The following is a 23,814-nucleotide window of genomic DNA, read 5'->3' as shown; positions in this document are numbered from 1 at the left end:
TGTCACACGATGAGTAGCAGTACTTCGAACACCTCGACGCACCACACGTCCACGATCGGCGCGATCGGCGCACCGAGCCGCCGCAACACCGAGCTGGCCCTGCTGGTGTTCGCCGTGCTCATCCCGGTCTTCGCGTACGCCAACGTGGGCCTGGCCATCGACGACCAGGTCCCGTCGGGACTGCTGAGCTACGGACTGGGCCTCGGCCTGCTGGCCGGCGTCGCCCACCTCGTCATCCGCAAGTTCGCGCCGTACGCAGACCCGCTGATGCTGCCGCTGGCCACCCTGCTCAACGGCCTCGGGCTCGTCGCGATCTGGCGCCTGGACCAGTCCAAGCTGCTCCAGCAGATCGGCCAGGCCGGCGGCAAGGCCACCAACCAGCTGATCTACACGGCGATGGGCATCGCCCTGTTCGCCGTCGTCCTGGTCTTCCTCAAGGACCACCGGGTCCTGCAGCGCTACACCTACATCTCCATGGTCGGCGCGCTGGTCCTGCTGCTCCTCCCGCTCGTCCCGGGCCTCGGCGCCAACATCACCTACGGCGCCAAGATCTGGATCAAGGTCGGCAGCTTCACCATCCAGCCCGGCGAGTTCGCCAAGATCGTCCTGGCGATCTTCTTCGCCGGCTACCTCATGGTGAAGCGGGACGCGCTCGCCCTCGCCAGCCGCCGCTTCATGGGCCTGTACCTGCCGCGCGGCCGCGACCTCGGTCCGATCATCGTCGTCTGGATGATGTCGATCCTCATCCTGGTGTTCGAGACCGACCTCGGTACCTCGCTGCTGTTCTTCGGAATGTTCATCATCATGCTGTACGTCGCCACCGAGCGGACCAGCTGGATCGTCTTCGGTCTGCTGATGTCCGCGGCCGGCGCCGTCGGCGTGGCCAGCTTCGAACCGCACGTGCAGACCCGCGTCCAGGCCTGGCTCAACCCGATGCGCGAGTACACGCTGAGCCGCACCCCGAACGGCGACGGCATGGTCCACTCCGAGCAGGCCATGCAGGCCCTGTGGGCCTTCGGCTCCGGCGGCACCCTCGGCACCGGCTGGGGACAGGGCCACTCCGAGCTCATCCGGTTCGCCGCCAACTCCGACTTCATCCTCGCCACCTTCGGCGAGGAACTCGGCCTGGCCGGCCTCATGGCGATCCTGCTGATCTACGGCCTGATCGTGGAGCGCGGCGTGCGCACCGCCCTCGCCGCCCGCGACCCCTTCGGCAAGCTCCTCGCGATCGGCCTGTCCGGCGCCTTCGCGCTCCAGGTCTTCGTGGTGGCCGGCGGTGTCATGGGCCTGATCCCGCTGACCGGTATGACGATGCCCTTCCTCGCGTACGGCGGTTCCTCCGTCATCGCCAACTGGGCCCTGATCGGCATCCTGATCAGAATCAGCGACACCGCACGCCGCCCGGCGCCCGCCCCCGCCCCGAACCCCGACGCCGAGATGACCCAGGTGGTCCGCCCGTCATGAACAAGCCCCTGCGCCGGATCGCGATCTTCTGCGGCCTCCTGGTCCTCGCCCTGCTCATCCGCGACAACTGGCTCCAGTACGTCAAGGCCGACGCGCTCCGGGAGGACCCCGACAACCGCCGGGTGCTGATCGCGCGGTACGCCACACCCCGCGGCGACATCATCGTCGACGGCAAGTCCATCACCGGGCACGCCGAGACCACCTCCGGCGACTTCAAGTACAAGCGCACCTACAAGGACGGCGCCATGTGGGCGCCCGTCACCGGCTTCGTCTCGCAGTCCTACGGCGCCACCCAGCTGGAGTCCATCGAGGACGGCATCCTCACCGGCAACGACGACCGGCTGTTCTTCCGCAACACCCTCGACATGCTCACCGGCAAGCCGAAGGAGGGCGGCAATGTCGTCACCACCCTCAGCGCCGCCGCCCAGAAGGCCGCCTACGACGGTCTGAAGAAGCAGGGCGGCAAGGGTGCCGTCGCCGCCATCGAGCCCTCCACCGGCAAGATCCTGGCGCTCGCCACCTACCCGTCGTACGACCCCTCCACGATCGCCGGTGGCAGCGACGCCGACGCCGAGGCCTGGAAGAAGCTCGACAAGAAGAACAACCCCGACGACCCGTCGCTCAACCGGGCGCTGCGCGAGGTCTACCCGCCCGGCTCCACCTTCAAGGTCGTCACCGCGGCGGCCGCCCTGGAGAACGGCCTGTACACCGAGGCGGACGAGAAGACCAAGTCGCCGCTGCCGTGGACCATGCCGGGCACCACGACCCCGCTGAAGAACGAGGGCAACATCCCCTGCGAGAACGCCACCATGCGGGTCGCGCTCCAGTACTCCTGCAACACCGTCTTCGGCAAGATCGGCTCCGACCTCGGCAACGAGAAGATGCTGGAAGAGGCCAAGAAGTTCGGCTTCGACGAGCAGCAGTTCGTCCCCGTGCGCTCCAGCGCCTCGGTCTTCTCCGACGACATGAACCCCTCGGAGACCGCGCTGTCCTCGATCGGCCAGTTCAACACGGCCGCGACCCCGCTCCAGATGGCCATGGTCGCCTCGGCCGTCGCCAACAACGGCACCCTCATGAAGCCGTACATGGTCGACTCCCTCCAGGCCCCGAACCTCGACACCCTCGAGAAGACGGAGCCGGAGAAGATGAGCGAGCCGCTGTCCCCGGAGAACGCCCAGATCCTCCAGTCGATGATGGAGACGGTCGTCGACAAGGGCACCGGCACCACTGCCAAGATCGACGGCGTCACCGTCGGCGGCAAGACCGGTACCGCCCAGCACGGTGAGAACAACAGCAAGAACCCGTACGCCTGGTTCATCTCGTACGCCAAGGTCGGCGACAGCGCGCCGGTCGCCGTCGCCGTGGTCGTCCAGGACGACAACGCGGTCCGCGAGAACATCTCCGGCAGCGGTCTCGCGGCGCCCATCGCCAAGAGCGTCATGGAGGCGGTCATCAAGTCCAAGAAGTGACCCCGATCACGTCACCTCCACATCGGTGCACGTTGCGATACCGGTCCTGTATCGGGTGACGCACTTGGCCAGGTCACACAAAGCAAGCCGGGTACGGTAGGCCCGGAGTGCAGCCTCCGACGGCACACACGTGCCGGTCGGGACCGACGGAGAGGGCTGGTAGGAAGCTATGGAAGAGCCGCGTCGCCTCGGCGGCCGGTACGAGCTGGGCCAGGTGCTCGGCCGTGGTGGCATGGCGGAGGTCTACCTCGCCATGGACACGCGCCTCGGCCGCACGGTGGCGGTGAAGACGCTGCGCGCGGACCTCGCGCGCGACCCGTCCTTCCAGGCCCGGTTCCGCCGGGAGGCCCAGTCGGCCGCCTCGCTCAACCATCCCGCGATCGTGGCGGTCTACGACACGGGCGAGGACTACATCGACGGGGTCTCGATCCCGTACATCGTCATGGAGTACGTCGACGGCTCCACGCTCCGTGAGCTGCTCCACTCCGGCCGCAAGCTGCTGCCGGAGCGCTCGCTGGAGATGACCATCGGGATCCTCCAGGCGCTGGAGTACTCCCACCGCAGCGGGATCGTGCACCGGGACATCAAGCCGGCCAACGTCATGCTGACGCGCAACGGCCAGGTCAAGGTCATGGACTTCGGCATCGCCCGCGCCATGGGCGACTCCGGCATGACCATGACCCAGACGTCCGCCGTGATCGGCACCGCCCAGTACCTCTCCCCGGAGCAGGCGAAGGGCGAGCAGGTCGACGCGCGGTCCGACCTCTACTCGACCGGCTGTCTCCTGTACGAGCTGCTGACGGTACGGCCGCCCTTCGTGGGCGACTCCCCGGTCGCCGTCGCGTACCAGCACGTGCGCGAGGAGGCCCAGCCGCCGTCGGTCTTCGACCCCGAGATCACGCCCGAGATGGACGCGATCGTGCTGCGGGCCCTGGTCAAGGACCCCAACTACCGCTACCAGTCGGCCGACGAGATGCGCGTCGACATCGAGGCCTGCCTCGACGGCCAGCCGGTCGCGGCCACCGCGGCGATGGGCTCGGTGGGCTACGGCGGCTACCCCGACGACCAGCCGACCACGGCCCTGCGCTCCGACGCGGGCGCCACCACCATGCTGCCGCCGATGAACCCGGACGACGCGGGTTACGGCTACGACGACCGCCCCGACCGGCGCCGCCAGAAGAAGTCGAACACCTCGACGATCCTGCTGGTGGTGGCCGGCATCCTGGTGCTCGTCGGCGCGATCCTGATCGGCAAGTGGATCTTCAGCGGCGGTGGGGCTGGCAACGACCAGGTGGACGTGCCCAACATCGTCAACCAGTCCCAGGAAGACGCGACCAGACAGCTGACCAACATCGACCTGAAGGTCGGCCAGATCACGCAGAAGGCCTGTGAGGACGCGGCCAAGGGCAACATCTGCGAGCAGAACCCGACAGCCGGCACCAAGGTCGACAAGAACACCGCCGTCGACATCGTGGTGTCCACGGGGGCGCCGAAGGTGGCCGTCCCCAGTGTCCTCGGTCAGGACGTCGACAAGGCCACGGAGACGCTTGAGGGCGACAAGTACGGGTTCGTCGTCAAGACCAAGCAGGAGGAGTCGGCCGAGGAACCGGGCACGGTCCTGAAGCAGAACCCCTCCCTCGGCGAGGAGGTGGAGAAGGGCTCCACCATCACCCTCACCATCGCCAAGGCCGAGGAGAAGTCCACGGTCCCGGACGTCACGGGCCAGTCCTGTGACGACGCCAAGGCACAGATGCAGGCGAACAACCTCGTCGGCAACTGCACCCAGGTGGAGACCGAGGACACCAACCAGATCGGCAAGGTCATCGCGACCTCGCCGCAGGCCGGCACCCAGGTCGACAAGAACTCGTCGGTCAACATCCAGATCGGCAAGCCGGCGGACAAGACCGAGGTCCCGGACGTCAGGGGCCGCACGGTCGCGCAGGCCCGCCAGATCCTCAATGCCGCCGGCTTCACGAACATCCAGTTCGCCAACGGCAGCGACCAGAGCGACACCGCCGTGGTGGCCCAGCAGGACCCGGGCGGCGGCAACGAGGTCAACGACCCCGGCGCCACCCAGATCACCCTGGCCACGGTGAGCGTCGGAGGCGGCAACAACGGCGGCAACAACGGCGGTGGAGGCTTCTTCGGAGGCGGAAACGGCTAGCCGCACAACACGAACGACAGGGCCCCGGAACCACCAGGTTCCGGGGCCCTGCCCTTTGCGCACAACCGCGCTGGAATCAGCGCAGTTCCTTCGGCAGCGTCCGCTCGCTGTCCACCTTCTCCGTGCGGACCAGTTCGCCCCACACGACGTAGCGGTAGCGCGAGGTGTAGACCGGCGTGCACGTCGTCAGCGTGATGTAGTGGCCGGCCTTCTTCTTGCCGGACTCCTTGGGGATCTGGCCGAGGACCTTGACGTTGTACTTCGAGGTCTCGGACAGGACGGCGTAGACCTTGTAGACGTACCACTCGTCCTTGGTCTCGAAGACGATCGGGTCGCCCTTCTTGAGCTTGTCGATGTTGTGGAACTTCGCCCCGTGCCCGTCGCGGTGGGCGGCGAGGGAGAAGTTGCCGGTCTTGCCGCTGGTGGGAAGCGTGGCCTTGACGGGGTCGGTGTAGTAGCCGGCCACACCGTCGTTGAGGATCTTCGTCGAGGTGCCCTTCTCGACCAGGACCTCGCCGTTCTTCATCGCGGGCACGTGCAGGAAGCCGATGCCGTTCTTGGTGTCCAGCGCGCCCGGCCCGGTGTCCCGGCCCTCCATCCAGCTGTCCCGCACCTTGTCGGCCTGTTTGTCGGCCTGCCGGTCGGCGACGACATTCGTCCACCACAGCGAGTACACGACGAACAGACCCAGCACCAGGCCCGCCGTGATGAGGAGTTCACCGAAGACACTCACCGCCATGGCGATCCGCCCGGGGCCACGGCGGCGCGGCGCGGACGTGCCGGAGTGCTGCTCTTGCTGCTCGGTGGTCGCTGCCACTAGTCATCTGCCCTTACTGGACGAGCGCATCCGGCTTGCCCTTGCTGCGCGGCCGTTCCTCGACCATCTTGCCCCAGACGATCAACCGGTACTTGCTGGTGAACTCCGGCGTGCAGGTGGTGAGGGTGATGTACCGGCCGGCCGTGGTGAAACCGGAACCCTTCGGGATGGGGTCGATCACGCTCGTGTTGCTCGGAGAGGTCACCGGAAGCGTCGAGGTCATCTTGTAGACGTAGTACTCGTCCTGCGTCTCCACGATGATCGCGTCACCCGGGCTGAGCTTGTTGATGTAACGGAAGGGCTCGCCATGCGTGTTGCGGTGCCCGGCGAGCGCGAAGTTCCCGGTCTTGGCGTCCGGCATCGCGGTCTTCAGGGCGCCCTCGCCGTAGTGCCCGACCATGCCCTTGTCGAGCACCTTCTTGTTGCTGACGCCCTCGGCGATCGGCACCACCACGTCCAGCTTGGGGATGTGCAGCAGTGCGAAGCCCTGCCCCGGCTCGAAGGTGCCCGGGGCGCCCTTGCCGCTCGCCCAGTCGTTCTGGAGGCTGCTCGCTTCCTTGTCGGCCGCCGCGTGCGCCCGGACATTGGTCCACCACAGCTGGTAGCTGACGAACAGCAGCATCAGCACGCCGGTGGTGATGAACACCTCACCGATCGCCCGGCTCGCGACGACCGCCGCGCCCGGTTTGCGCGCCTTCGCCTGCCGCCGGGCCTCCATCCGCGAGAGCGGCTTCCCGTCCGGTGACTCCTGCTCCGGCTGCACCTCGGGCGCGGCGGCACCACCATGACGCCCGTGACGGCGTTTGGCGGCCTTTCTGCGGGCCGCCCGCCCGCCCTGTGGGGATCCAGTGGCGGATGTGACGGAAGAGGCCGCAGAAGCGGATATGGAGGGCGGCGGCGGATCCGGTATCCGCAACGCCACCGTCTCGTCGTCGGCGGGCGGCACATACGGCACCGACGCCCCGTCAGAAGGCCTCACCTCATAGGGCTCGGCCCCATAGGCGTCGCCCCCGTAGGCATCACCGCCGTAGGACTCGTACGACGCGTCGCCGTACAAGTCCTCGCGCTCGGGGCGCAGCGCCGTCACGCCGTGACCCTGCCCACCACCGGGGCGAGCCCCGCCGACCTCGCCACCGCGCCCTGGTCCCCGCACTCCACCAGCCAGTTGGCCAGCATCAGGTGACCGTGCTCCGTCAGCACCGACTCGGGGTGGAACTGCACGCCCTCGACCGGGAGTTCACGGTGCCGCAGCCCCATGACGATCCCGTCGTGCGTCCGCGCGGTGACCTCCAGCTCGGCCGGGACCGTCGCCGGCTCGGCCGCCAGCGAGTGGTACCGGGTCGCCGTGAAGGGTGTCGGCAGCCCGGCGAAGACCCCGCGCCCCTCGTGTTCGACCAGGGACGTCTTGCCGTGCAGCAGCTCGGGCGCGCGGTCCACGACACCGCCGTACGCCACCTGCATCGACTGCATGCCCAGACAGACGCCGAAGACCGGAACCCCGGTGGCCGCGCAGTGCCGCACCATCTCGATGCAGACGCCGGCCTCCTCGGGCGTCCCCGGGCCCGGCGACAGCAGCACCCCGTCGAAGCCGTCCTGGGCGTGCGCCGTCGACACCTCGTCGTTGCGCAGCACCTCGCACTCGGCGCCCAGCTGGTACAGGTACTGGACCAGGTTGAAGACGAAGCTGTCGTAGTTGTCGACGACGAGAATGCGCGCGCTCACTGGTTGTCCACCGTCACATCGTTGAAGGGCAGCAGCGGTTCGGCCCACGGGAAGACGTACTGGAACAGGACGTAGACCACAGCAACGACCAGCACGAGTGAGAGCAGCGCCTTCACCCATGCGTTCCCCGGCAGATGCCGCCAGATCCAGCCGTACATGCCGTCCCTTCCGTCGCACCACGGCACCACACTCACGCCGTACCGCACCAGACTAACGGCGCAGCGCAACAGGCTTGCCGTCCTCCACAGGCTGGGTGGAGTCCAGATGAGCCCACACGATCAGCCGGTGACTGTGTCCCCACTCCGGATCGCACGTGGTCAGCGTGAGATAGCGGCCGGGCCGCGTGTACCCCGAAGTACGTGGCACAGGATCGATCACCTCAATGTCCGTGGGAACGGTTTTGTAGGGCCCTTTGTCGATCCGATACGTGAACCAGGTCGTCCCGTCCGTCAGCACGACCGCGTCCCCCCGACGCAGCTCAGGGAAGTCCTTGAACGGATCGCCGTACGTCCGCCGGTGCCCCGCGACCGAGAAGTTGCCTTCCTGCCCGAGCTGCGCGGTGTTCGCGTAATGCCCGAGCCCCTTTTTCAGGGTGCCGACCGCGGTGCCCTCCAGAACGGGCTTGTTCCACGTGAAACCAAGCCGCGGGATGTACATGATCGCGAAAGGCCGGCCACTTCGGTACGGCGCCGGCTCGGCCGGAGACACGGACGCACCGGGAGACGCGGAGGCACCGGCCGCCCCCTCCGGCTGCCGCACCGTCCCCTTGGACCACTGGCTCTGCAGCTGGTCGATCTGGTCGTCCATGACGGTGTCCGCCTTCACACCGGTCCAGAACAGCACATAGACGACGAACAACACGATCAGGGCACCGGCAGTGATGCACAGCTCGCTGACGGTCCTGACGACGACTCGCACCGGCAGCTCCCCCGGGACCTACTCCACTGGCTTGGCGTACTGCAGATCCACTGTGCCCGAGTAGCCGGGAAGAGTCACCGTGCCGTCATCGGCGACATTCCAGCCAAGGCCGTAGACATTGACGTAGACCATGTAGTTCTGGATCGCCTTCGAATCCGCGAGCGCCTGCTTCAGCTTCCCGGGATCACCGACCGCCTGGATCTTGTACGGCGGCGAGTAGACCCGGCCCTGAAGGATCAGGGTGTTGCCGACACAGCGCACCGCGCTGGTGGAGATCAGCCGCTGGTCCATGACCTTGATCCCCTTGGCGCCGCCCTTCCACAGGGCGTTGACCACGGCCTGGAGGTCCTGCTGGTGGATGACCAGGTAGTCCGGCTGCGGCTCGGGATAGCCGGGGAGCTTGGCGGTGGCGTTCGGCGGGGCGTCGTCGAGCGTGACCGTGACCGCCTTGCCCTTGATCTTCTGGGTGCCCGCCCTGTCCTCCAGAGCCGCGAGCTTGTCGTCCTCGGCCTGGGTGCTGCCGTCGTCACGCTCGGCCAGCGACTCGACGTCCCGGCGCAGCGAGCCGTTCGCCTCGTCGAGCTCGCCGTTCTTGTGACTGCGCTCCTGGATGAGATCCGAGAGCTTCAGCAGCGAGGCGTCCGTACGGATGTCCGTACCCTTGGCCGTGTTGAAACTCGTGAAGAAGATGAGGCCCGCGAGAGCGAAGACGCCCACCGTGAGCACTCTCACCGGCCGGAAACCCCGACCCCGGACAGGGCTGGATCCGGACTGGGGGGAGTCGGCAGAATTGCTCAACGTACCCTTATCTCCTTCGGCGCCGCGGAAGCACTACGCTAACGGACGCCCGGGGGAGCGCTCAGTGTCCCCTTGTACGCTGCCCGGAGCCCGACCAGTTACCTGCGCGGCCACGCAGCGCATCGACAGGAGAGACCCTCGTGCCGAAGTCACGTATCCGCAAGAAGGCCGACTACACGCCGCCCCCGGCGAAGCAGGCGACCGCCATCAAGCTGAACAGCCGCGCCTGGGTCGCCCCCGTGATGCTGGCCATGTTCCTCATCGGGCTTGCCTGGATCGTCGTCTTCTATGTGACCGACGGCTCGCTGCCCATCGACGCCCTGGACAACTGGAACATCGTGGTGGGCTTCGGCTTCATCGCCGCCGGGTTCGCCGTCTCCACCCAGTGGAAGTAGCTCTGCCCACGGGTATCCGCTGAGTTATCCACAGCCTGTAGCAATTTCCACAGGGCCTGGGGAAAAGACTACGATCTGTGGATAACTCATCGGGCGTTGACGCCGGTGCGACCATCACACCAGCCCCCGCAAGCCTGTTCGCCCCCTGCCTGACCTGCACAAACACGGGTCGGCGACAGGGGGCACAGCTGTTCCCGCACTGTATGCACAAGATCCGCCACTCGCTGTGGACAAAGGCCTGCTCAGGTCAGCTGTGCGGTCCGGATCACGGTCATGACCACGACGACCAGCAGGACCAGCGCACAGGTGCCGTACTGCACCAGCGCCCGCCGCTCGCGTGGCGCGTGGATCATGCCGTAGCCCGTGATGAGCCCGGCGACGAGACCGCCGATGTGGGCCTGCCAGGAGATGCTGCTCCAGCCGAAGGTGAAGATCAGGTTGATCACCAGGAGCGCGATGATCGGCCGCAGGTCGTAGTTGAGCCGCCGCATCAGGACGGCGGTGGCGCCGAAGAGACCGAAGATGGCTCCGGAGGCGCCGAGTGTCTGGGTGGCCGGGCCGGCCAGCAGGTAGGCGAGGGCGCTGCCGGTGAGCCCGGAGACGAAGTAGACGGCGAGGTACCGGGCGCGGCCGAGGGCGGCTTCGAGGGGGCCGCCGAGCCACCACAGGCTCAGCATGTTGAAGCCGATGTGCCAGATCTCCTGGTGCGCGAACATCGAGGTCACCAGGCGGTAGTACTGCCCGTCCGCGACTCCCTCGGTGACCTGGAAGGGCGGCGGCGGATAGGCGCCGATGAGGCTGAGGTCCGTCGCCAGGGAGGCGTTGGCCTGGATGGCGATGAACACCGCGAGGTTGATCCCGATCAGGATCTTGGTGAACAGCCGGGGGTCGGCGGTGACGCTGCCGCCGGCGATGGTGCGGGGCCTGGCCGCGGCCGGGGCGGGTCCGCTGCCGCCGCCGTCGCGTACGCACTCGGGGCACTGGAAGCCGACGGAGGCGCTGACCATGCACTCGGGGCAGATGGGGCGCTCGCAGCGGGTGCAGCGGATGCCGGTCTCGCGGTCCGGGTGCCGGTAGCAGCCGGGCAGGCTGTGGGCCTGCGGTGAACTGCCCGCCTCCTGGTTCATGACATCCCCTAAGTCGCCCTGAGTCGTCGTGGCACGTGCGCCGCCCCGCTCATCCTTACGGTTGAGCGGGGCGTTTGGTTCCCTTCGCGCGGGTTCCGCTGGTTCTCGCGGCGCGGTGTCCGCTGCTTCCTGCGGCGCGATGTCCGCTGATTCCTGCGCGTGGGCGGCGGCGCGGCCTCAGCGGGTCTCGACGACGACCGACTCGATGACGACGTCGTTGACCGGCCGGTCGTTGGGGCGGCTGGTCTTGACGCCGGCGATGGCGTCGACGACCTTCTGGCTGGCCGGGTCGGTGACCTCGCCGAAGATGGTGTGCTTGCGGTTCAGCCAGGCCGTCGGGGAGACGGTGATGAAGAACTGCGAGCCGTTGGTGCCCGGGCCGGCGTTGGCCATGGCGAGCAGGTAGGGCTTGTTGAAGCCGAGGTCGGGGTGGAACTCGTCCTCGAACTCGTAGCCGGGGCCGCCGATGCCGGTGCCCAGCGGGTCGCCGCCCTGGATCATGAAGCCGCTGATGACACGGTGGAAGATCGTGCCGTCGTAGAGGCGCTTGGTGGACTTCTCGCCGGTGCCGGGGTGGGTCCACTCGCGCTCGCCCTGGGCGAGTTCGACGAAGTTCTTGACGGTCTTCGGGGCGTGGTTCGGCAGGAGCCGGACTTCGATGTCGCCGTGGTTCGTCTTGAGGGTGGCGTAAAGCTGCTCGGCCACGATCTGCCTTCCGTTGACTTGTTGTGCCCCACCGATCCTCGCACGGATCCGGCCGAGGAGGGTCCGGGCGGGGGCGCGGGGCGGCGATCCGTGGCATTGTCGTCGACAAGCTCCTGTTGCCACGTATTCATCCGCTATTGATCCGGATAGCCCGCCCTCAGGTGCCGGGCTGCACTCCGGCAGGCATGATCCGTAAAAGGGTGGAAAGTCGAATTACCGTACGCCACCGAGGAGGAGGATCCCGTGACCCGCATCGACAGCGTGCGCGCCGCGACCGGCTCGGCGAAGGACAGCGTGCTGCACGCCGCGGAAGTGGTGGCGCCCTACGCCGACACGGCCAAGGACAAGGCTTCGCAGTACGCGACCGAGGCGCGTGTACGACTCGCGCCGAAGGTCTCCCAGGCCGCCGAGCAGGCTCGTGTCCAGTACGGCGCCCACGTCGCGCCACGCCTGGAGCAGGCCCGTACTCATGTTCCGCCGAAGGTCGACCAGGCCGCCCACGAGGCAGCCGTACGCACCCGCAAGGCGGCCCGTCAGGCCGCTGACTACTCCCGTCCGAAGATCGAGCTGGCCGTCGCCGCGGCCGGTCCGGTCGCCGGGGAGGCCACGGCACGGAGCGCGGCCGCACTGGCCGCTCTGCGCGGCCAGGTCTCGCCCAAGGAGGTCCGGAAGCTGGTCCGCAAGCACGAACGGCGGGCTCGCGCAGGACGGCTCGCCAAGGCGTTGGCGGTCGCGGGCCTGGTGGCCGGGGGCGCGTTCGCCGCGTGGAAGTGGTGGGACAAGCAGGCCAACCCGGACTGGCTGGTCGAGCCTCCCGCCGCGACCGAGGTGCCCGAGTCCGGCCGGCTGACGTCCGTGGACGGCACCGGTCAGTCCGACCTGGACCCGGAGGTCCAGGCGAAGGAGGCCGAGGAGGACGCGGCGAGGCACGACGAAGGGCGCTGACGCCGTCTGGACGGCGTGTACCAGGGGTGGGGCGGACAGTCTTCCGCCCCACCGTCATGTTCACCCGACGGGGTGGCCGGACCGGTGGGGTGGTGCTCGGGTGCGCCACAGTCGCGGGGACATGTCTCTTGACCGTCCTGTGGCGGTCTCCTGACCGGATGGACCGCCGCCGTCATGATGCCCTCGCGCCGCGGGCTGCTCGCCCTGGCCGCCGTACTGCTGCTGGTGGCGTCGGCCTGCACCGCGCGCACCCCGGCCCCTGAGCCCGCCGCCTCCGCCGTGTACGGCGCCTATGTCGGCTACGAGCCCTCCGACACGGCCCGTCTGAGAGCGTTCGGCAGCTGGCTGGGCGGGCCGGCGCCCCGCGTGGGCCACGTGTATCTGCCCGGCGACCGCTGGAGCAACATCGAGGGCGCCCCGGGCTATCTGGAGTCCTGGGCGGCCTGGCGGCGAGCCGACGCCCGGCGGATGTTCGTCCTGAACGTGCCGATGCTGGAACGCACCGAGGCCCACCTCCCCGACAGCGCGGTGGTGGCGGAACTCCGGCGCGGGGCGAGTGGCGCCTACGACGCCCATTTCCGTGCCCTGGCCCGCAGGCTCACGGCTCTCGGTGTCCCGGACACGGTCGTCGTCCTCGGCTGGGAGATGAACGGCACCACCTACACCCACCGCTGCGCCCCGGACCCGACCGCCTGGAAGACGTACTGGGCGAGGATCGTGCGCGCGATGCGTTCGGTGCCCGGTCAGCGCTTCCGCTTCGAGTTCACGCCCACCCGGGGCCGCGACGCGATCCCGTGGCCGCGGTGCTATCCGGGCGACCAGGTCGTCGACATCATCGGTATGGACGCCTACGACGCCCCGCGCGGCCTGAGTTTTACCGGCCAGCTCGACGAGCCGTACGGTCTGCGGGCCCATGTCCGCTTCGCCCGCGCCCACCGCAAGCCGTTCTCGTACCAGGAATGGGGCCTGTACGAGAACGGCGACAACCCGGCGTACATGCGCGGCATGCTCACCTGGTTCGCCGAGCAGCGCCCCTTGTACCAGTCGATCAGCGACTATTGCCCGCACGGCGTGTGGGGCTGCCGCTCGCATCCGAAGTCGGCGGCGGTGTACCGGGGGTTGATGGGCGCCGACGGGTCGTAGGGCGTGGAGGCGGGCGTCCGGCCGGTCGCCCGTACGCAAATCCCCTCCGCCCGCGTTTCCGCAGGTCGGAGGGGATTTTGGGAGTGGAGCCTAGGGGAGTCGAACCCCTGACATCTGCCATGCAAAGACAGCGCTCTACCAACTGAGCTAAGGCCCCGGGATGAGGGACGTCCGCCGGAAGAACCGCTTACCGGTGGCGCCGCAGACCAGAGTACCGGGTCATCCCCGGTATTCCGCAAAAAGATTGGGGGTCCCCGCGAACGACCACTCTCCGTAAGATGCTCGGCGTGGTTCGCTGTCGCGAACCACGGTTTTTTGGGGAAGCGATGGGGAGACGCACATGGACGCCGCACAGCAGGAAGCGACCGCAAGAGCGCGGGAGCTTCAGCGGAACTGGTACGGGGAGCCGCTGGGGGCGCTCTTTCGTAAGCTCATAGACGACCTCGGCCTCAACCAGGCTCGTCTCGCGGGGGTACTGGGACTGTCCGCGCCGATGCTGTCCCAGCTGATGAGCGGTCAGCGGGCGAAGATCGGCAATCCTGCGGTGGTCCAGCGGGTGCAGTTGCTCCAGGACCTGGCGGGGCAGGTCGCCGACGGCAGCGTGAGCGCCGCCGAGGCGACCGAGCGGATGGACGAGATCAAGAAGTCGCAGGGGGGCTCGGTGCTCAGCAACACCACGACCACGACCAGCAGTTCGGGTGCGCCGACGGTCAAGCGGGTCGTCCGCGAGATCCAGTCGCTGCTGCGCTCGGTGGCCGCCGCCGGAGACATCATCGACGCGGCCGACACTCTCGCCCCGACCCACCCGGAGCTGGCAGAGTTCCTCCGGGTCTACGGCGCCGGCCGGACCTCCGACGCCGTCACGCACTACCAGTCCCACCAGAACTGAGCCGCCCGCCCGGCCGCCGAAGGGGGTTCGGCAGCCGGGCCGGGGGCCGTTGGGGCAGGACGGAGGAGCGCGAGGGGGTCGCGCTCCTCACCGGGGGTGGCACACGGGGGTGTGTCAGCCGCCGAGGAGACGAGGAACGCGGGGCCGTATCTCTCATCCGGGAGGCCACGAGGGGGTCGTATCGCTCATCAGGGGGGAAGCAACGGAGGTAACCGCAGGGGGAGGAGCGACGCGCAGTCATGGGTGAGGTGTTCGCCGGCCGGTACGAACTGGCCGACCCGATCGGACGCGGAGGCGTCGGCGCCGTCTGGCGTGCCTGGGACCACCGGCGCCGCCGCTATGTGGCCGCGAAGGTCCTGCTGCAGAGCGACGCGCACTCCCTGCTGCGCTTCGTCCGCGAACAGGCTTTGCGGATCGACCACCCCCATGTCCTCGCGCCGGCCAGCTGGGCCGCCGACGACGACAAGGTCCTGTTCACCATGGACCTGGTCTCCGGCGGTTCGCTGGTCCACCTGATCGGGGACTACGGCCCGCTGCCGCCCTCGTTCGTCTGCACCCTCCTCGACCAGCTCCTCGCGGGGCTGGCCGCGGTCCACGCGGAGGACGTCGTCCACCGTGACATCAAGCCCGCCAACATCCTGCTCGAAGCGACCGGTACCGGGCGCCCCCGGCTGCGCCTGTCCGACTTCGGCATCGCGATGCGGCTGGGCGAGCCGCGGCTGACCGAGACCAACCTCGTCGTGGGGACGCCGGGCTATCTCGCCCCCGAGCAGATGATGGGCGCGGAACCGGACTTTCCGGCCGACCTGTTCGCCGTCGGCCTGGTCGCGCTGTACCTCCTCGAGGGCGCCAAGCCCGACGCCAAGGCGCTCATCCAGTACTTCGCCGCCCACGGGACGCCGAGCGCGCCCCAGAGCGTCCCTGACCCTCTCTGGCAGGTCGTAGCCTCCCTCCTCCAACCGGACCCCCAGGCCCGCTTCCGCACCGCCACGGGGGCCCGCAAAGCCCTCGCCGCCGCCCGAGAACTCCTCCCGGAGCCGGGCCCCGAAGACGAGTCGATCGAAATCTTCGACCAACTCGGCCCCCTGCCGCCGGGGTTCGGCCCGGAGGGCCCCCTGAAACAAGCCCCAGGAGTGGATCCGAGAAGGACTCACCACGGGGGGACCGGGGCGGAGGGAGGAGCGCGGTTCCGGGCGGGAGACGGGGGTGCGGGGGCGGCAGGGGGCGCGGGATCGGTCGGCGGCGAGGCTGCGCCCGCGGGCGGGGGGCCATCCGAGAACTGGGCGGCGCCTGGAGCTGGAGCGCCTTACGGAAGCGGGCTGTCCTCTGGAGGCGCGGGGGCGCCCTGGAGCGGGAGACCGCCTGAGAGCCGGCCGCCGTCCGCCGGCGAGCAGCGCTCCGGAGGCGGGGCGCCCTCCGAGGGTGCGGGGGCGCACGGGAGCAGGGGACCGTCCGAGAACTGGTCGCCGTCCGCCGGCGACTCGCCATCCAGGGGTGGAGTGCCCTCCGAAAGCGGGAAGCCGCCCGAGAACTGGGCGCCGTCCGGCAGTGACTCGCACTCCGGCCGTGGAGTCCACTCCACGGCCGACGGGGCGCGCGGGAGCGGAGGGACGCCCGAGAACTGGCCGTCGTCCGAGAGTGTGGTGGGGCTCGGGAACGAAGGGTCGCTCAAGGGGTGGGCGCCGTCCGGAAGCGGAGCGACTTCCGGGAGCGGGGCTCCTTCGAAAGGCGAGGGCGTGCCCGGGGCCGGTGTACCGCCCGAGAACTGGGCGGCGCCTGGCGGCAGGGCTGATTCCGGAGGCGGCCGGCAGAACGGGGTGTACTCCGGGGGTGATGGAGGAAGCGCTGGGGCTTTCGGCGCAGGTGGAGGTGAGGGGGCCGCCGCCTGGCCCGGTCACGGTGCCGGTGCTGGTGCTGATTCCGGTGGTGCGGTCGATGGGGCCGCTTCCTGGCCCAGCCACCCGCACGGGTCCGCTTCCCGGCCCGGAGAGTCGGACCGGGCGGCCTCCTGGTTCGGGGAGGGCAACGGCGTGTCCCCGCAGCCTCCTGGGGCAGCGGGCGGTGCCTCCTCGTGGCCCGGCAACGGACATGGGCCCGCCTCTTTCCGACCCGACGGGACGGGCGGGGCCGCCTCCCGGTCCGCCTCGCGAGGCGACGCGTCCTGGCACGAGGAGGGGCAAGCGAACCCAGGGTCCTGGCCCGAGCAGAGCACCCCGCCCTCCTGGCCCGGCGAAACGAACCCACCACCCCCTCCAGGTGCCGTGCCCTCCACCCCAGGCGCCAACACCCCGGCCGCCCCTCCGAGCAGCCACGCGGAAGCCGGCCACCCACAAACCGGCGCGCCCTTCCCAACCCACGAGCCAGGCACGGGTAGCGGGGCCTACTGGTCCGCACCCCACACCCCACCCGCTCCCGCAGGGCCGCCCTCGACGTCGGAACCCGGCAGCTTCCCTCCGCCGCCGCCATTCCATCCACAGCCCCAGGAACACCGACACCAGCCCCGCCCACAAGCACAGGCCCACTCCGCCTACGCCTTCCCCCACGACCCGACGCCCCCCACTCACGTCCTGCCCTCCCCCCAGCACCAGCCCCGCGCTGATGCCTCTACTGCTTCGTACACCGCTCAGACCCCGCAGGTTCCGCCTCCCGCTCGGACGATTTCCCGCGCACGCCGAAGCGGCCCACCCGCCAAGGTGGCGATCCCCCTCCTGCTTCTGGCCCTGGCCTGCTACGCAGTCGGTTTCTGGGCCCTCACCCAGATCTGAGAACCGTCAGCGCAGGAGACAGCCCGGCAGCCCAAGCCCGGACGGGCCGACGCCGCACGCAGGGATCGGTCAGCGCCACACGTACCGAACGGCCGCACCTGATCCACCCGCGCTTCGGCATCACCTGCGACCGTGAGCCACCCACAAGTCGGAAAGGCGCGCCCCCCGTCTCCTCCTCCGCCTCACACCCCCGCAGCTCGCCGCCGCCCCACCACAACCCACACCCCGAGAACCACCAACACCAAGGTCCCCGCCCCGATCCCCCCGAAGGCCACCGCCTTCATCCCGGCGCCCCCGCCACCACTGGCGCCACCGTCCCCGGCGCCCGCGACCACCCCGTCCCCCGACGACGAGCCAAGCCCACCAAGCCCCGCCTGGAAAAGCCCCGCCGGCTCGGACTCCCCCGCATAGCCCGGCCCACCCCCCGCCTCTCCCTTCACCCGCACCCGCAACGTCAGCCCGAGCGGCCCGTCTCCGAACTCCTCGCCGACCCGCGCAGCGAGATGCACCACGAGGTAATACGCCCCGGCGAACCGCATCCCGCTCACCCGCCCGGAAACGGCGTACCGGTTGTCGTACCCCACCGGCGGTACGGCGGCGAGCGCACCGGACCGCTGGCTGCCGCTGTAACTGATGCTGGTGTCGTCGACGAGGCCGCGCACGGGGTTGTACAGCGCCAGATTCACAGCCCCCGGCACCAGGCCGTTCCCGCTCCCCCCGCTGGCCCCACCCGCCTTCGCACTGCCGAGCTCGGCGGTGGCGTACACCTGCTGCCCCCAGCCGACCGGCACCTTGTAGAACAGCGTCTGTCCGGGCCGTACGTCATCCCGCCAGACCCCCTGCTCCAGCGCGGTCGCCGAGCCGAACCCCCCACCGCCCCGCACCCGCACAGCCCCGCCAACGGGAGGCGAGGGCGTGGCGGAGTCCCAGGACTCGGGCGCGCTGCTCGGCCCGGCCTGCCGCAGCCGCGGTTCCAGCACGGGCGCCAGCTCCAGGTCCCAGTCGCCCGGCACGGACTCGGTGCGCAGCACCCGTTCGACGGCGACGTAGTACGTCCCGGCGCCCCGGCACAGCGACCGCTTCGACGGGAGCGCCCGGGCGCCCCACGCGGTGAGGGGGCGCGTACTGCGACCGGCGCCGATGGTGGCGGTGTCCGGCGCGGAGCAGGCACGGCCGTCGGCGTCCTGCACGGTCACTCTGACGCCTTCCGTCGCGGCGACGGGGGCATCCGCCGGGGGAACGGCGGTAGCGGCGACGTACACGGTCGATGTGCCGTCGAGGTCGAGGCGGTAGTAGACCTTGCCCTCGCTCGGGAGCGAACTCCGGTACGTCGTGCCGGGTTCGAGGAGTTCGGCGGCCCCGGTGCTCACCGTGCCCGTGACCGACGGGGCGCCTGCCACGAAGGCGTACGAGGAGGCCGTAGTGGAGGAAGGGGGAGAAGAAGACGGAGAGGCGGAGGAAGAGGGGGAGGGGGACTGGACGGGGGCACCTGAGGCGGCGAGAACCGGAGCCCCGGGCGCCCCGGCCACGGCGCCCAGCACCGCCCCTACGACGGCCACCCGCCACCACGCCCTACGCCGCCGCCCCATCCCGCGCCACCCCTCCGTGCCTGCGCCCGAGCTCCCATGACCGGCCCAGCGATCGCCTTTGCGACCTGCCGACCAGCCAACCTGCTGACCCGCCGACGAACCGCCCCACCGACCGACCGCAGCCCATCCTGCCCCGCAGCGCCGCCGCCCACCCCCGCAATCCGTACGCCCGTCCGAAACGCCCCGGCAACAGGCCTCGGCCTCCGCAGCAGCCGCTCCCGCTCCCGCTCCCGGACAACACAAAACCCCGACCGCAACCACGGCCGGGGTCTGCTCAGAATCGAATCTCGGTACTCACGAACCCGTGGGCACGGAGTCAGTCGCCTCCGTCCACAGATCCTGCTCGGCGCGATCCGCCTGGATCTGGCGGTACACGAGGAGCCCGCCGATGGCGGCCAGTGCGACCAGGAGAAGCTTCTTCACCGCGCGACCTCGTCTTTCGTTGACGTAGGGGACCTCTGGCGCCCGACTATACACACCGACCGATACCGATCGGTGACCTGCGTCCGGGGCCTCAACTCCCGCCCGGGACAGCTCAGTAGAAGCGGAGCACGCACCTCCGATCAGAGGGTGATCACATCTCCACGCAGGGTCACTTCGGCACCTCTCGCCCTCATTCTTCTATTTTTCGACCACCTTGCACCCATCCGTGTGGTGTTCATCTGAAGATCGACGCGCCACAGGCTCCGGTCCGTGATTTCGCGGCCCCCATACACATCATGAGGAAAGTACGCAAATCGCCCCAGCCCGAAAGTGAGGGACCATGGCCCAGAACAAGGTCATGAACCTGTGGACCGCCGTCATCACCGCCTTCCTCGCGCTGTTCACGGCGCTCGGACTCATCACCACGACCGCCGCCGCGGCCGTACCGCAGACCCAGCCGGCCCGCAACAGCGCCGTGGCGCACCCGGAGGCCCCGGCGGTGTCCCACGGGCTCTGGTCCTACGTCAAAGCCCTGCCGCCCACGATGAAGCAGCGCATCCGCGCCGAGGCCCACGGCAAGACCCCCAGCTGCCGCCACCGCTCCCCCGCCGACACGGAAGCCGGGACGGAACCGCTCGAGCCGGCTGACTGTGTCTGACACCACGCCCGTACAGCCCAGCCGTAGAACACGTCCGTAAGCGCCGAACAGAAGTGCACCCCCAAACGCCGAAGACCCCCAACCGGAACCGGCTGAAGGTCTTCGAGTCTGGTGGGGCTAACAGGATTTGAACCTGTGGCCTCATCCTTATCAGGGATGCGCTCTAACCAACTGAGCTATAGCCCCGCCGCGCTCTGCGGGGTGTGTCCCGCGCGCTGACTCCTGAAGATTAGCGCACGACGTGGGCAGTCCCAAAATCGGTTCCTTCAGGACCGCCCCCACAGGTTTGAAGCCAGGTTTGAAGCCGGGTCACTCGTCCTCGGCCAGCGTCAGCTCGACGCCGCCGACGAAGCCCGCGGAGAGGTTGTAGATGAACGCGCCGAGGGTCGCGAGAGCCGTCGCCAGGACGACGTCGATGACCGCGATGATCGACGTGAACATCAGGACGTTCGGCAGGGAGAGAAATGCCTGGAGGTCGAAGCCGTTCGACTCGTTCGAACCGGTCGCCTCGGAGATCGTCCCGCCGACCGTCGAGAAGACGCCCATCGCGTCCATGACCATCCAGAGCACGGCGGCCGCGACGATCGTGCAGATGCCGAGTGCGATGGAGAGCAGGAAGCTGACTTTCATGACGGACCACGGGTCGGCCTTGGCCACCCGCAGACGTGCTTTGCGCGTACGGGGCACGGTGCGCGCCCCCGTCCGCGGGCGCCGTACGGCACCGGCCGGGGTGGCCTGTGTCGGGTAGGCCTGCGGCGGGTGATACGGACCGGGCTGCTGCTGCGGCTGCCGTTCCCCCGGCAGCGGAGAAGGTGAAGGCTGTGCCGCGGGCTGGGGCTGCGGCTGGGCCGCCGCCTTGGGCGGTGCGGCGGGCGCCGTCGGCTGGGCCGGCGGCTGGGTGTCCGTCACAGGTCCCCCCTGGGATCCATGAGTCTCGGGCGAGCGCGACTGGGTCGCGGGCGGCTTGATCGCCTTGAGTTGAGTCGTGTGCGTATCCGTCGGGTGCTGTTCCGCCGGACGCGGGGCCGTGCCACGCGTGTCCGTACCGCGCGCATCCGTCCCCCGCGCGTCTGCCGCACGCGCGGCAGAGCCACGGCCGCCGCCGTCCGCCTCCGTGCCGGGGGAGGACCCCCTAGAGGTTCCGGTCGATCCGGCGCCCGTGGCTCCGCTCACGATGACTCACTCCTCGTGCTACTCGGCCGAGGGCGACTCACCCTCGTCCGTGCCGATGGTCTCGGCGGCACCCTCGGCGGTCTCGTCGTCGGCCACATCGCCGTCGACCTCCTCCGCCTCGCGTCCCGCCTCGGCGTTACGAGCGATGCCGACCACGGCATCGCGCTTGCCCAGGTTGATCAGTTGGACGCCCATGGTGTCACGGCCCGTCTCCCTGACCTCGTTGACTCGCGTACGAATCACACCGCCGGACAGCGTGATGGCGAGGATCTCGTCGGTCTCCTCGACCACCAGCGCGCCGACGAGCGATCCGCGGTCCTCCACGATCTTGGCAGCCTTGATGCCGAGGCCGCCGCGACCCTGGACGCGGTACTCGTCGACGGCGGTCCGCTTCGCATACCCGCCGTCCGTAGCAGTGAACACGAACGTACCGGGTCGAACAACATTCATCGAGAGCAGCTCGTCGCCCTCGCGGAAGCTCATGCCCTTGACACCCGAGGTGGCGCGACCCATGGGACGCAGTGTGTCGTCCGAGGCCGTGAACCTGATCGACTGTGCCTTCTTGCTGATCAGAAGCAGATCGTCGTCCGCCGATACGAGTTCGGCGCCGATCAGTTCGTCGTCCGAACCGTCCTCGCGCTCCCGCAGGTTGATGGCGATGACGCCTCCGGAACGCGGAGAGTCGTAATCCTTCAGTGACGTCTTCTTGACCAGACCCGCCTTGGTGGCGAGCACCAGGTAGGGCGCCGCGTTGTAGTCGCGGATCGCGAGGATCTCGGCGATCGCCTCGTCCGGCTGGAAGGCCAGCAGGTTGGCGACGTGCTGTCCGCGCGCGTCCCGGCCGGCGTCCGGCAGTTCGTACGCCTTCGCCCGGTACACGCGGCCCTTGTTGGTGAAGAACAGCAGCCAGTGGTGCGTGGTGGACACGAAGAAGTGGTCGACGATGTCGTCTTCCTTGAGCTTCGTGCCGCGCACGCCCTTGCCGCCGCGCTTCTGGGCGCGGTAGTCGACGGTCTTGGTGCGCTTGACGTAACCGCCGCGCGAGACCGTGACGACGATGTCCTCCTCGGCGATGAGGTCCTCGATGGACATGTCACCGTCGTAGGGCACCAGCATGGTCTTGCGGTCGTCGCCGTACTTCTCGACGATCGCGGCGAGTTCGGCGCTCACGATGCCGCGCTGGCGGACCGGCGAGGCCAGGATCTCGTTGTACTCGGTGATCTTCGCCTGGAGTTCGTCGTGCTCCTGGATGATCTTCTGGCGCTCCAGGGCGGCGAGCCGGCGCAGCTGCATCTCGAGGATGGCGTTGGCCTGGATCTCGTCGATCTGGAGGAGATCCATCAAGCCCGTACGCGCGATGTCGACCGTGTCGCTGGCCCGGATCAGGGCGATGACCTCGTCGATGGCGTCCAGGGCCTTCAGCAGGCCGCGCAGGATGTGCGCCCGCTCCTCGGCCTTGCGCAGCCTGAAGCGCGTACGGCGGACGATGACCTCGATCTGGTGCGCCACCCAGTGCCGGATGAACGCGTCCAGGGAGAGGGTCCTCGGCACGCCGTCGACGAGCGCCAGCATGTTGGCGCCGAAGTTCGTCTGCAGGTCCGTGTGCTTGTAGAGGTTGTTCAGGACGACCTTGGCGACCGCGTCCCGCTTGAGCACGATCACGAGTCGCTGGCCCGTGCGCGAGGAGGTCTCGTCCCGGACGTCCGCGATGCCGCCGACCTTGCCGTCCTTCACCAGGTCGGCGATCTTCTGCGCGAGGTTGTCGGGGTTGGTCTGGTACGGCAGTTCCGTGACCACCAGGCACTGGCGGTTCTGGATCTCCTCGACCTCGACGACCGCGCGCATGGTGATCGAGCCGCGACCGGTGCGGTACGCCTCCTCGATGCCCTTGCGGCCGACGACCAGGGCGCCGGTCGGGAAGTCGGGGCCCTTGATGCGCTCGATGAGGGCGTCCAGGAGCTCCTCGTGCGAGGCCTCCGGGTTCTCCAGGTACCACTGGGCGCCGGCCGCGACCTCGCGCAGGTTGTGCGGCGGGATATTGGTGGCCATGCCGACCGCGATACCGGCCGAGCCGTTGATCAGCAGGTTCGGGAAGCGGGCCGGCAGGACGGTCGGCTCCTGGGAGCGGCCGTCGTAGTTGTCCGTGAAGTCGACGGTCTCCTCGTCGATGTCACGGACCATCTCCATCGACAGCGGCGCCATCTTGCACTCGGTGTACCGCATGGCGGCCGCGGGGTCGTTGCCCGGGGAGCCGAAGTTGCCGTTGGAGTCCACCAGCGGCATCCGCATCGACCAGGGCTGGGCGAGGCGGACCAGGGCGTCGTAGATCGAGGAGTCGCCGTGGGGGTGGTAGTTGCCCATGACGTCGCCGACCACGCGCGCGCACTTGTAGAAGCCGCGCTCGGGGCGGTAGCCGCCGTCGTACATCGCGTACAGGACGCGGCGGTGGACGGGCTTGAGACCGTCCCGGACGTCCGGCAGCGCACGGGACACGATGACGGACATCGCGTAGTCCAGGTACGAGCGCTGCATCTCCGTCTCGAGCCCGACGGGCTCGACACGCTGGGCGATGACGCCGCCCTCTTCAGAGGTGACGGGCGTGTTCTCGTCGGTCATTGCGGGTGAAGATCCTTCCTGGTGCGGTCAGCTG

Annotated in this window: 20 protein-coding genes, 2 tRNA genes and 1 pseudogene; 9 read left to right on the top strand and 14 right to left on the bottom strand. The window is 69.1% G+C overall.

Annotation, left to right across the window (positions count from 1 at the left end; all coding sequences use genetic code 11):
* The first annotated feature begins 9 nt into the window (after window positions 1-9).
* From AC2XR2_RS22965 to pknB, 3 genes are all read left to right on the top strand, one after another.
* Window positions 10-1,464, top strand: coding sequence for an FtsW/RodA/SpoVE family cell cycle protein (locus AC2XR2_RS22965; RefSeq protein ID WP_330265718.1), 1,455 nt, complete (start codon window positions 10-12; stop codon window positions 1,462-1,464).
* Window positions 1,461-2,933 (top strand): peptidoglycan D,D-transpeptidase FtsI family protein, encoded by a 1,473-nt coding sequence (locus AC2XR2_RS22960; RefSeq protein WP_381299791.1) that lies wholly within the window; start codon window positions 1,461-1,463, stop codon window positions 2,931-2,933. Before AC2XR2_RS22965 ends, AC2XR2_RS22960 begins: the two co-directional genes overlap by 4 nt.
* Before the next feature lie 169 nt (window positions 2,934-3,102).
* Window positions 3,103-5,097 carry a Stk1 family PASTA domain-containing Ser/Thr kinase gene (gene pknB / locus AC2XR2_RS22955; protein ID WP_491516157.1) on the top strand — a complete coding sequence of 665 codons (1,995 nt, stop codon included), beginning with the start codon at window positions 3,103-3,105 and terminating at the stop codon, window positions 5,095-5,097.
* Window positions 5,098-5,173: 76 nt separating this feature from the next.
* Here pknB and AC2XR2_RS22950 read toward each other — a convergent pair whose 3' ends face one another.
* From AC2XR2_RS22950 to AC2XR2_RS22925, 6 genes are read right to left on the bottom strand one after another with little or no spacing between them, the layout of a single operon-like run.
* The gene (locus AC2XR2_RS22950; protein ID WP_381299793.1) at window positions 5,174-5,914 is read right to left on the bottom strand and encodes a class E sortase; all 741 of its coding nucleotides are present in this window, start codon (window positions 5,912-5,914) and stop codon (window positions 5,174-5,176) included.
* Between the two features lie 13 nt (window positions 5,915-5,927).
* Entirely contained in the window at window positions 5,928-7,001 is a 1,074-nt protein-coding gene (locus AC2XR2_RS22945; RefSeq protein ID WP_491516156.1) for a class E sortase, read from the bottom strand.
* On the bottom strand, window positions 6,998-7,636 hold the full coding sequence (locus tag AC2XR2_RS22940; protein WP_491516155.1) for an aminodeoxychorismate/anthranilate synthase component II: 639 nt from the start codon (window positions 7,634-7,636) through the stop codon (window positions 6,998-7,000). Before AC2XR2_RS22940 ends, AC2XR2_RS22945 begins: the two co-directional genes overlap by 4 nt.
* Window positions 7,633-7,830: a hypothetical protein gene (locus AC2XR2_RS22935; RefSeq protein WP_185093296.1), complete on the bottom strand. Its 198-nt coding sequence runs from the start codon at window positions 7,828-7,830 to the stop codon at window positions 7,633-7,635. Before AC2XR2_RS22935 ends, AC2XR2_RS22940 begins: the two co-directional genes overlap by 4 nt.
* 16 nt (window positions 7,831-7,846) lie before the next feature.
* Entirely contained in the window at window positions 7,847-8,554 is a 708-nt protein-coding gene (locus AC2XR2_RS22930) for a class E sortase (protein ID WP_491516154.1), read from the bottom strand.
* 18 nt (window positions 8,555-8,572) lie between these two features.
* Window positions 8,573-9,352: a DUF881 domain-containing protein gene (locus tag AC2XR2_RS22925; RefSeq protein ID WP_381299795.1), complete on the bottom strand. Its 780-nt coding sequence runs from the start codon at window positions 9,350-9,352 to the stop codon at window positions 8,573-8,575.
* A 140-nt stretch (window positions 9,353-9,492) separates the two neighbouring features.
* On the opposite strand from AC2XR2_RS22925, the gene crgA reads away from it, so the two are divergent.
* Window positions 9,493-9,747 carry a cell division protein CrgA gene (gene crgA / locus AC2XR2_RS22920; protein WP_007383302.1) on the top strand — a complete coding sequence of 85 codons (255 nt, stop codon included), beginning with the start codon at window positions 9,493-9,495 and terminating at the stop codon, window positions 9,745-9,747.
* A 242-nt stretch (window positions 9,748-9,989) separates the two neighbouring features.
* On the opposite strand, the gene AC2XR2_RS22915 is transcribed toward crgA, so the two are convergent.
* Both AC2XR2_RS22915 and AC2XR2_RS22910 read right to left on the bottom strand, forming a co-directional pair.
* The gene (locus AC2XR2_RS22915) at window positions 9,990-10,874 is read right to left on the bottom strand and encodes a rhomboid family intramembrane serine protease (RefSeq protein ID WP_381299796.1); all 885 of its coding nucleotides are present in this window, start codon (window positions 10,872-10,874) and stop codon (window positions 9,990-9,992) included.
* A 177-nt stretch (window positions 10,875-11,051) separates the two neighbouring features.
* Window positions 11,052-11,579: a peptidylprolyl isomerase gene (locus AC2XR2_RS22910; protein ID WP_330265726.1), complete on the bottom strand. Its 528-nt coding sequence runs from the start codon at window positions 11,577-11,579 to the stop codon at window positions 11,052-11,054.
* A gap of 243 nt (window positions 11,580-11,822) precedes the next feature.
* Here AC2XR2_RS22910 and AC2XR2_RS22905 point away from each other — a divergent pair, with 243 nt between their 5' ends.
* Entirely contained in the window at window positions 11,823-12,524 is a 702-nt protein-coding gene (locus AC2XR2_RS22905) for a DUF5324 family protein (RefSeq protein WP_381299797.1), read from the top strand.
* Between the two features lie 174 nt (window positions 12,525-12,698).
* Window positions 12,699-13,667, top strand: a complete 969-nt coding sequence (locus AC2XR2_RS22900) for a glycoside hydrolase family 26 protein (RefSeq protein WP_491516153.1) — start codon at window positions 12,699-12,701, stop codon at window positions 13,665-13,667.
* A gap of 84 nt (window positions 13,668-13,751) precedes the next feature.
* Here the strand turns inward: AC2XR2_RS22900 and AC2XR2_RS22895 are convergent.
* A tRNA-Ala gene (locus AC2XR2_RS22895) sits at window positions 13,752-13,824 on the bottom strand.
* A gap of 183 nt (window positions 13,825-14,007) precedes the next feature.
* Between AC2XR2_RS22895 and AC2XR2_RS22890 the strand changes: the two genes are divergently transcribed.
* Window positions 14,008-14,556: a helix-turn-helix domain-containing protein gene (locus AC2XR2_RS22890; protein WP_031036313.1), complete on the top strand. Its 549-nt coding sequence runs from the start codon at window positions 14,008-14,010 to the stop codon at window positions 14,554-14,556.
* Between the two features lie 239 nt (window positions 14,557-14,795).
* A pseudogene (locus AC2XR2_RS22885) lies at window positions 14,796-15,696 on the top strand (serine/threonine-protein kinase); the annotation flags it as partial.
* 1,807 nt (window positions 15,697-17,503) lie between these two features.
* On the opposite strand, the gene AC2XR2_RS22880 reads toward AC2XR2_RS22885, so the two are convergent.
* Together AC2XR2_RS22880 and AC2XR2_RS22875 are read right to left on the bottom strand one after the other, a co-directional pair.
* Window positions 17,504-18,910 carry a hypothetical protein gene (locus AC2XR2_RS22880; RefSeq protein ID WP_491516152.1) on the bottom strand — a complete coding sequence of 469 codons (1,407 nt, stop codon included), beginning with the start codon at window positions 18,908-18,910 and terminating at the stop codon, window positions 17,504-17,506.
* Window positions 18,911-19,204: 294 nt separating this feature from the next.
* The gene (locus AC2XR2_RS22875) at window positions 19,205-19,333 is read right to left on the bottom strand and encodes a DLW-39 family protein (RefSeq protein ID WP_003999697.1); all 129 of its coding nucleotides are present in this window, start codon (window positions 19,331-19,333) and stop codon (window positions 19,205-19,207) included.
* Window positions 19,334-19,673: 340 nt separating this feature from the next.
* Between AC2XR2_RS22875 and AC2XR2_RS22870 the strand changes: the two genes are divergently transcribed.
* A complete protein-coding gene (locus AC2XR2_RS22870; protein ID WP_381299800.1) occupies window positions 19,674-19,991 on the top strand; it encodes a DUF6344 domain-containing protein in 318 nt (105 codons plus the stop codon).
* A 109-nt stretch (window positions 19,992-20,100) separates the two neighbouring features.
* Here the strand turns inward: AC2XR2_RS22870 and AC2XR2_RS22865 are convergent.
* The 3 genes from AC2XR2_RS22865 to gyrA all read right to left on the bottom strand — a co-directional run bounded on the left by AC2XR2_RS22865 (window position 20,101) and on the right by gyrA (window position 23,780).
* Window positions 20,101-20,177, bottom strand: a tRNA-Ile gene (locus tag AC2XR2_RS22865).
* A gap of 123 nt (window positions 20,178-20,300) precedes the next feature.
* A complete protein-coding gene (locus tag AC2XR2_RS22860) occupies window positions 20,301-21,164 on the bottom strand; it encodes a DUF3566 domain-containing protein (RefSeq protein ID WP_330265731.1) in 864 nt (287 codons plus the stop codon).
* Window positions 21,165-21,182: 18 nt separating this feature from the next.
* On the bottom strand, window positions 21,183-23,780 hold the full coding sequence (gene gyrA / locus AC2XR2_RS22855) for a DNA gyrase subunit A (RefSeq protein ID WP_491516151.1): 2,598 nt from the start codon (window positions 23,778-23,780) through the stop codon (window positions 21,183-21,185).
* Window positions 23,781-23,814: the final 34 nt, after the last annotated feature.

It is taken from the genome of Streptomyces sp. LS-MS-L19 (genome assembly GCF_058382285.1).
This window is presented reverse-complemented; position numbering and strand designations above follow the sequence as displayed.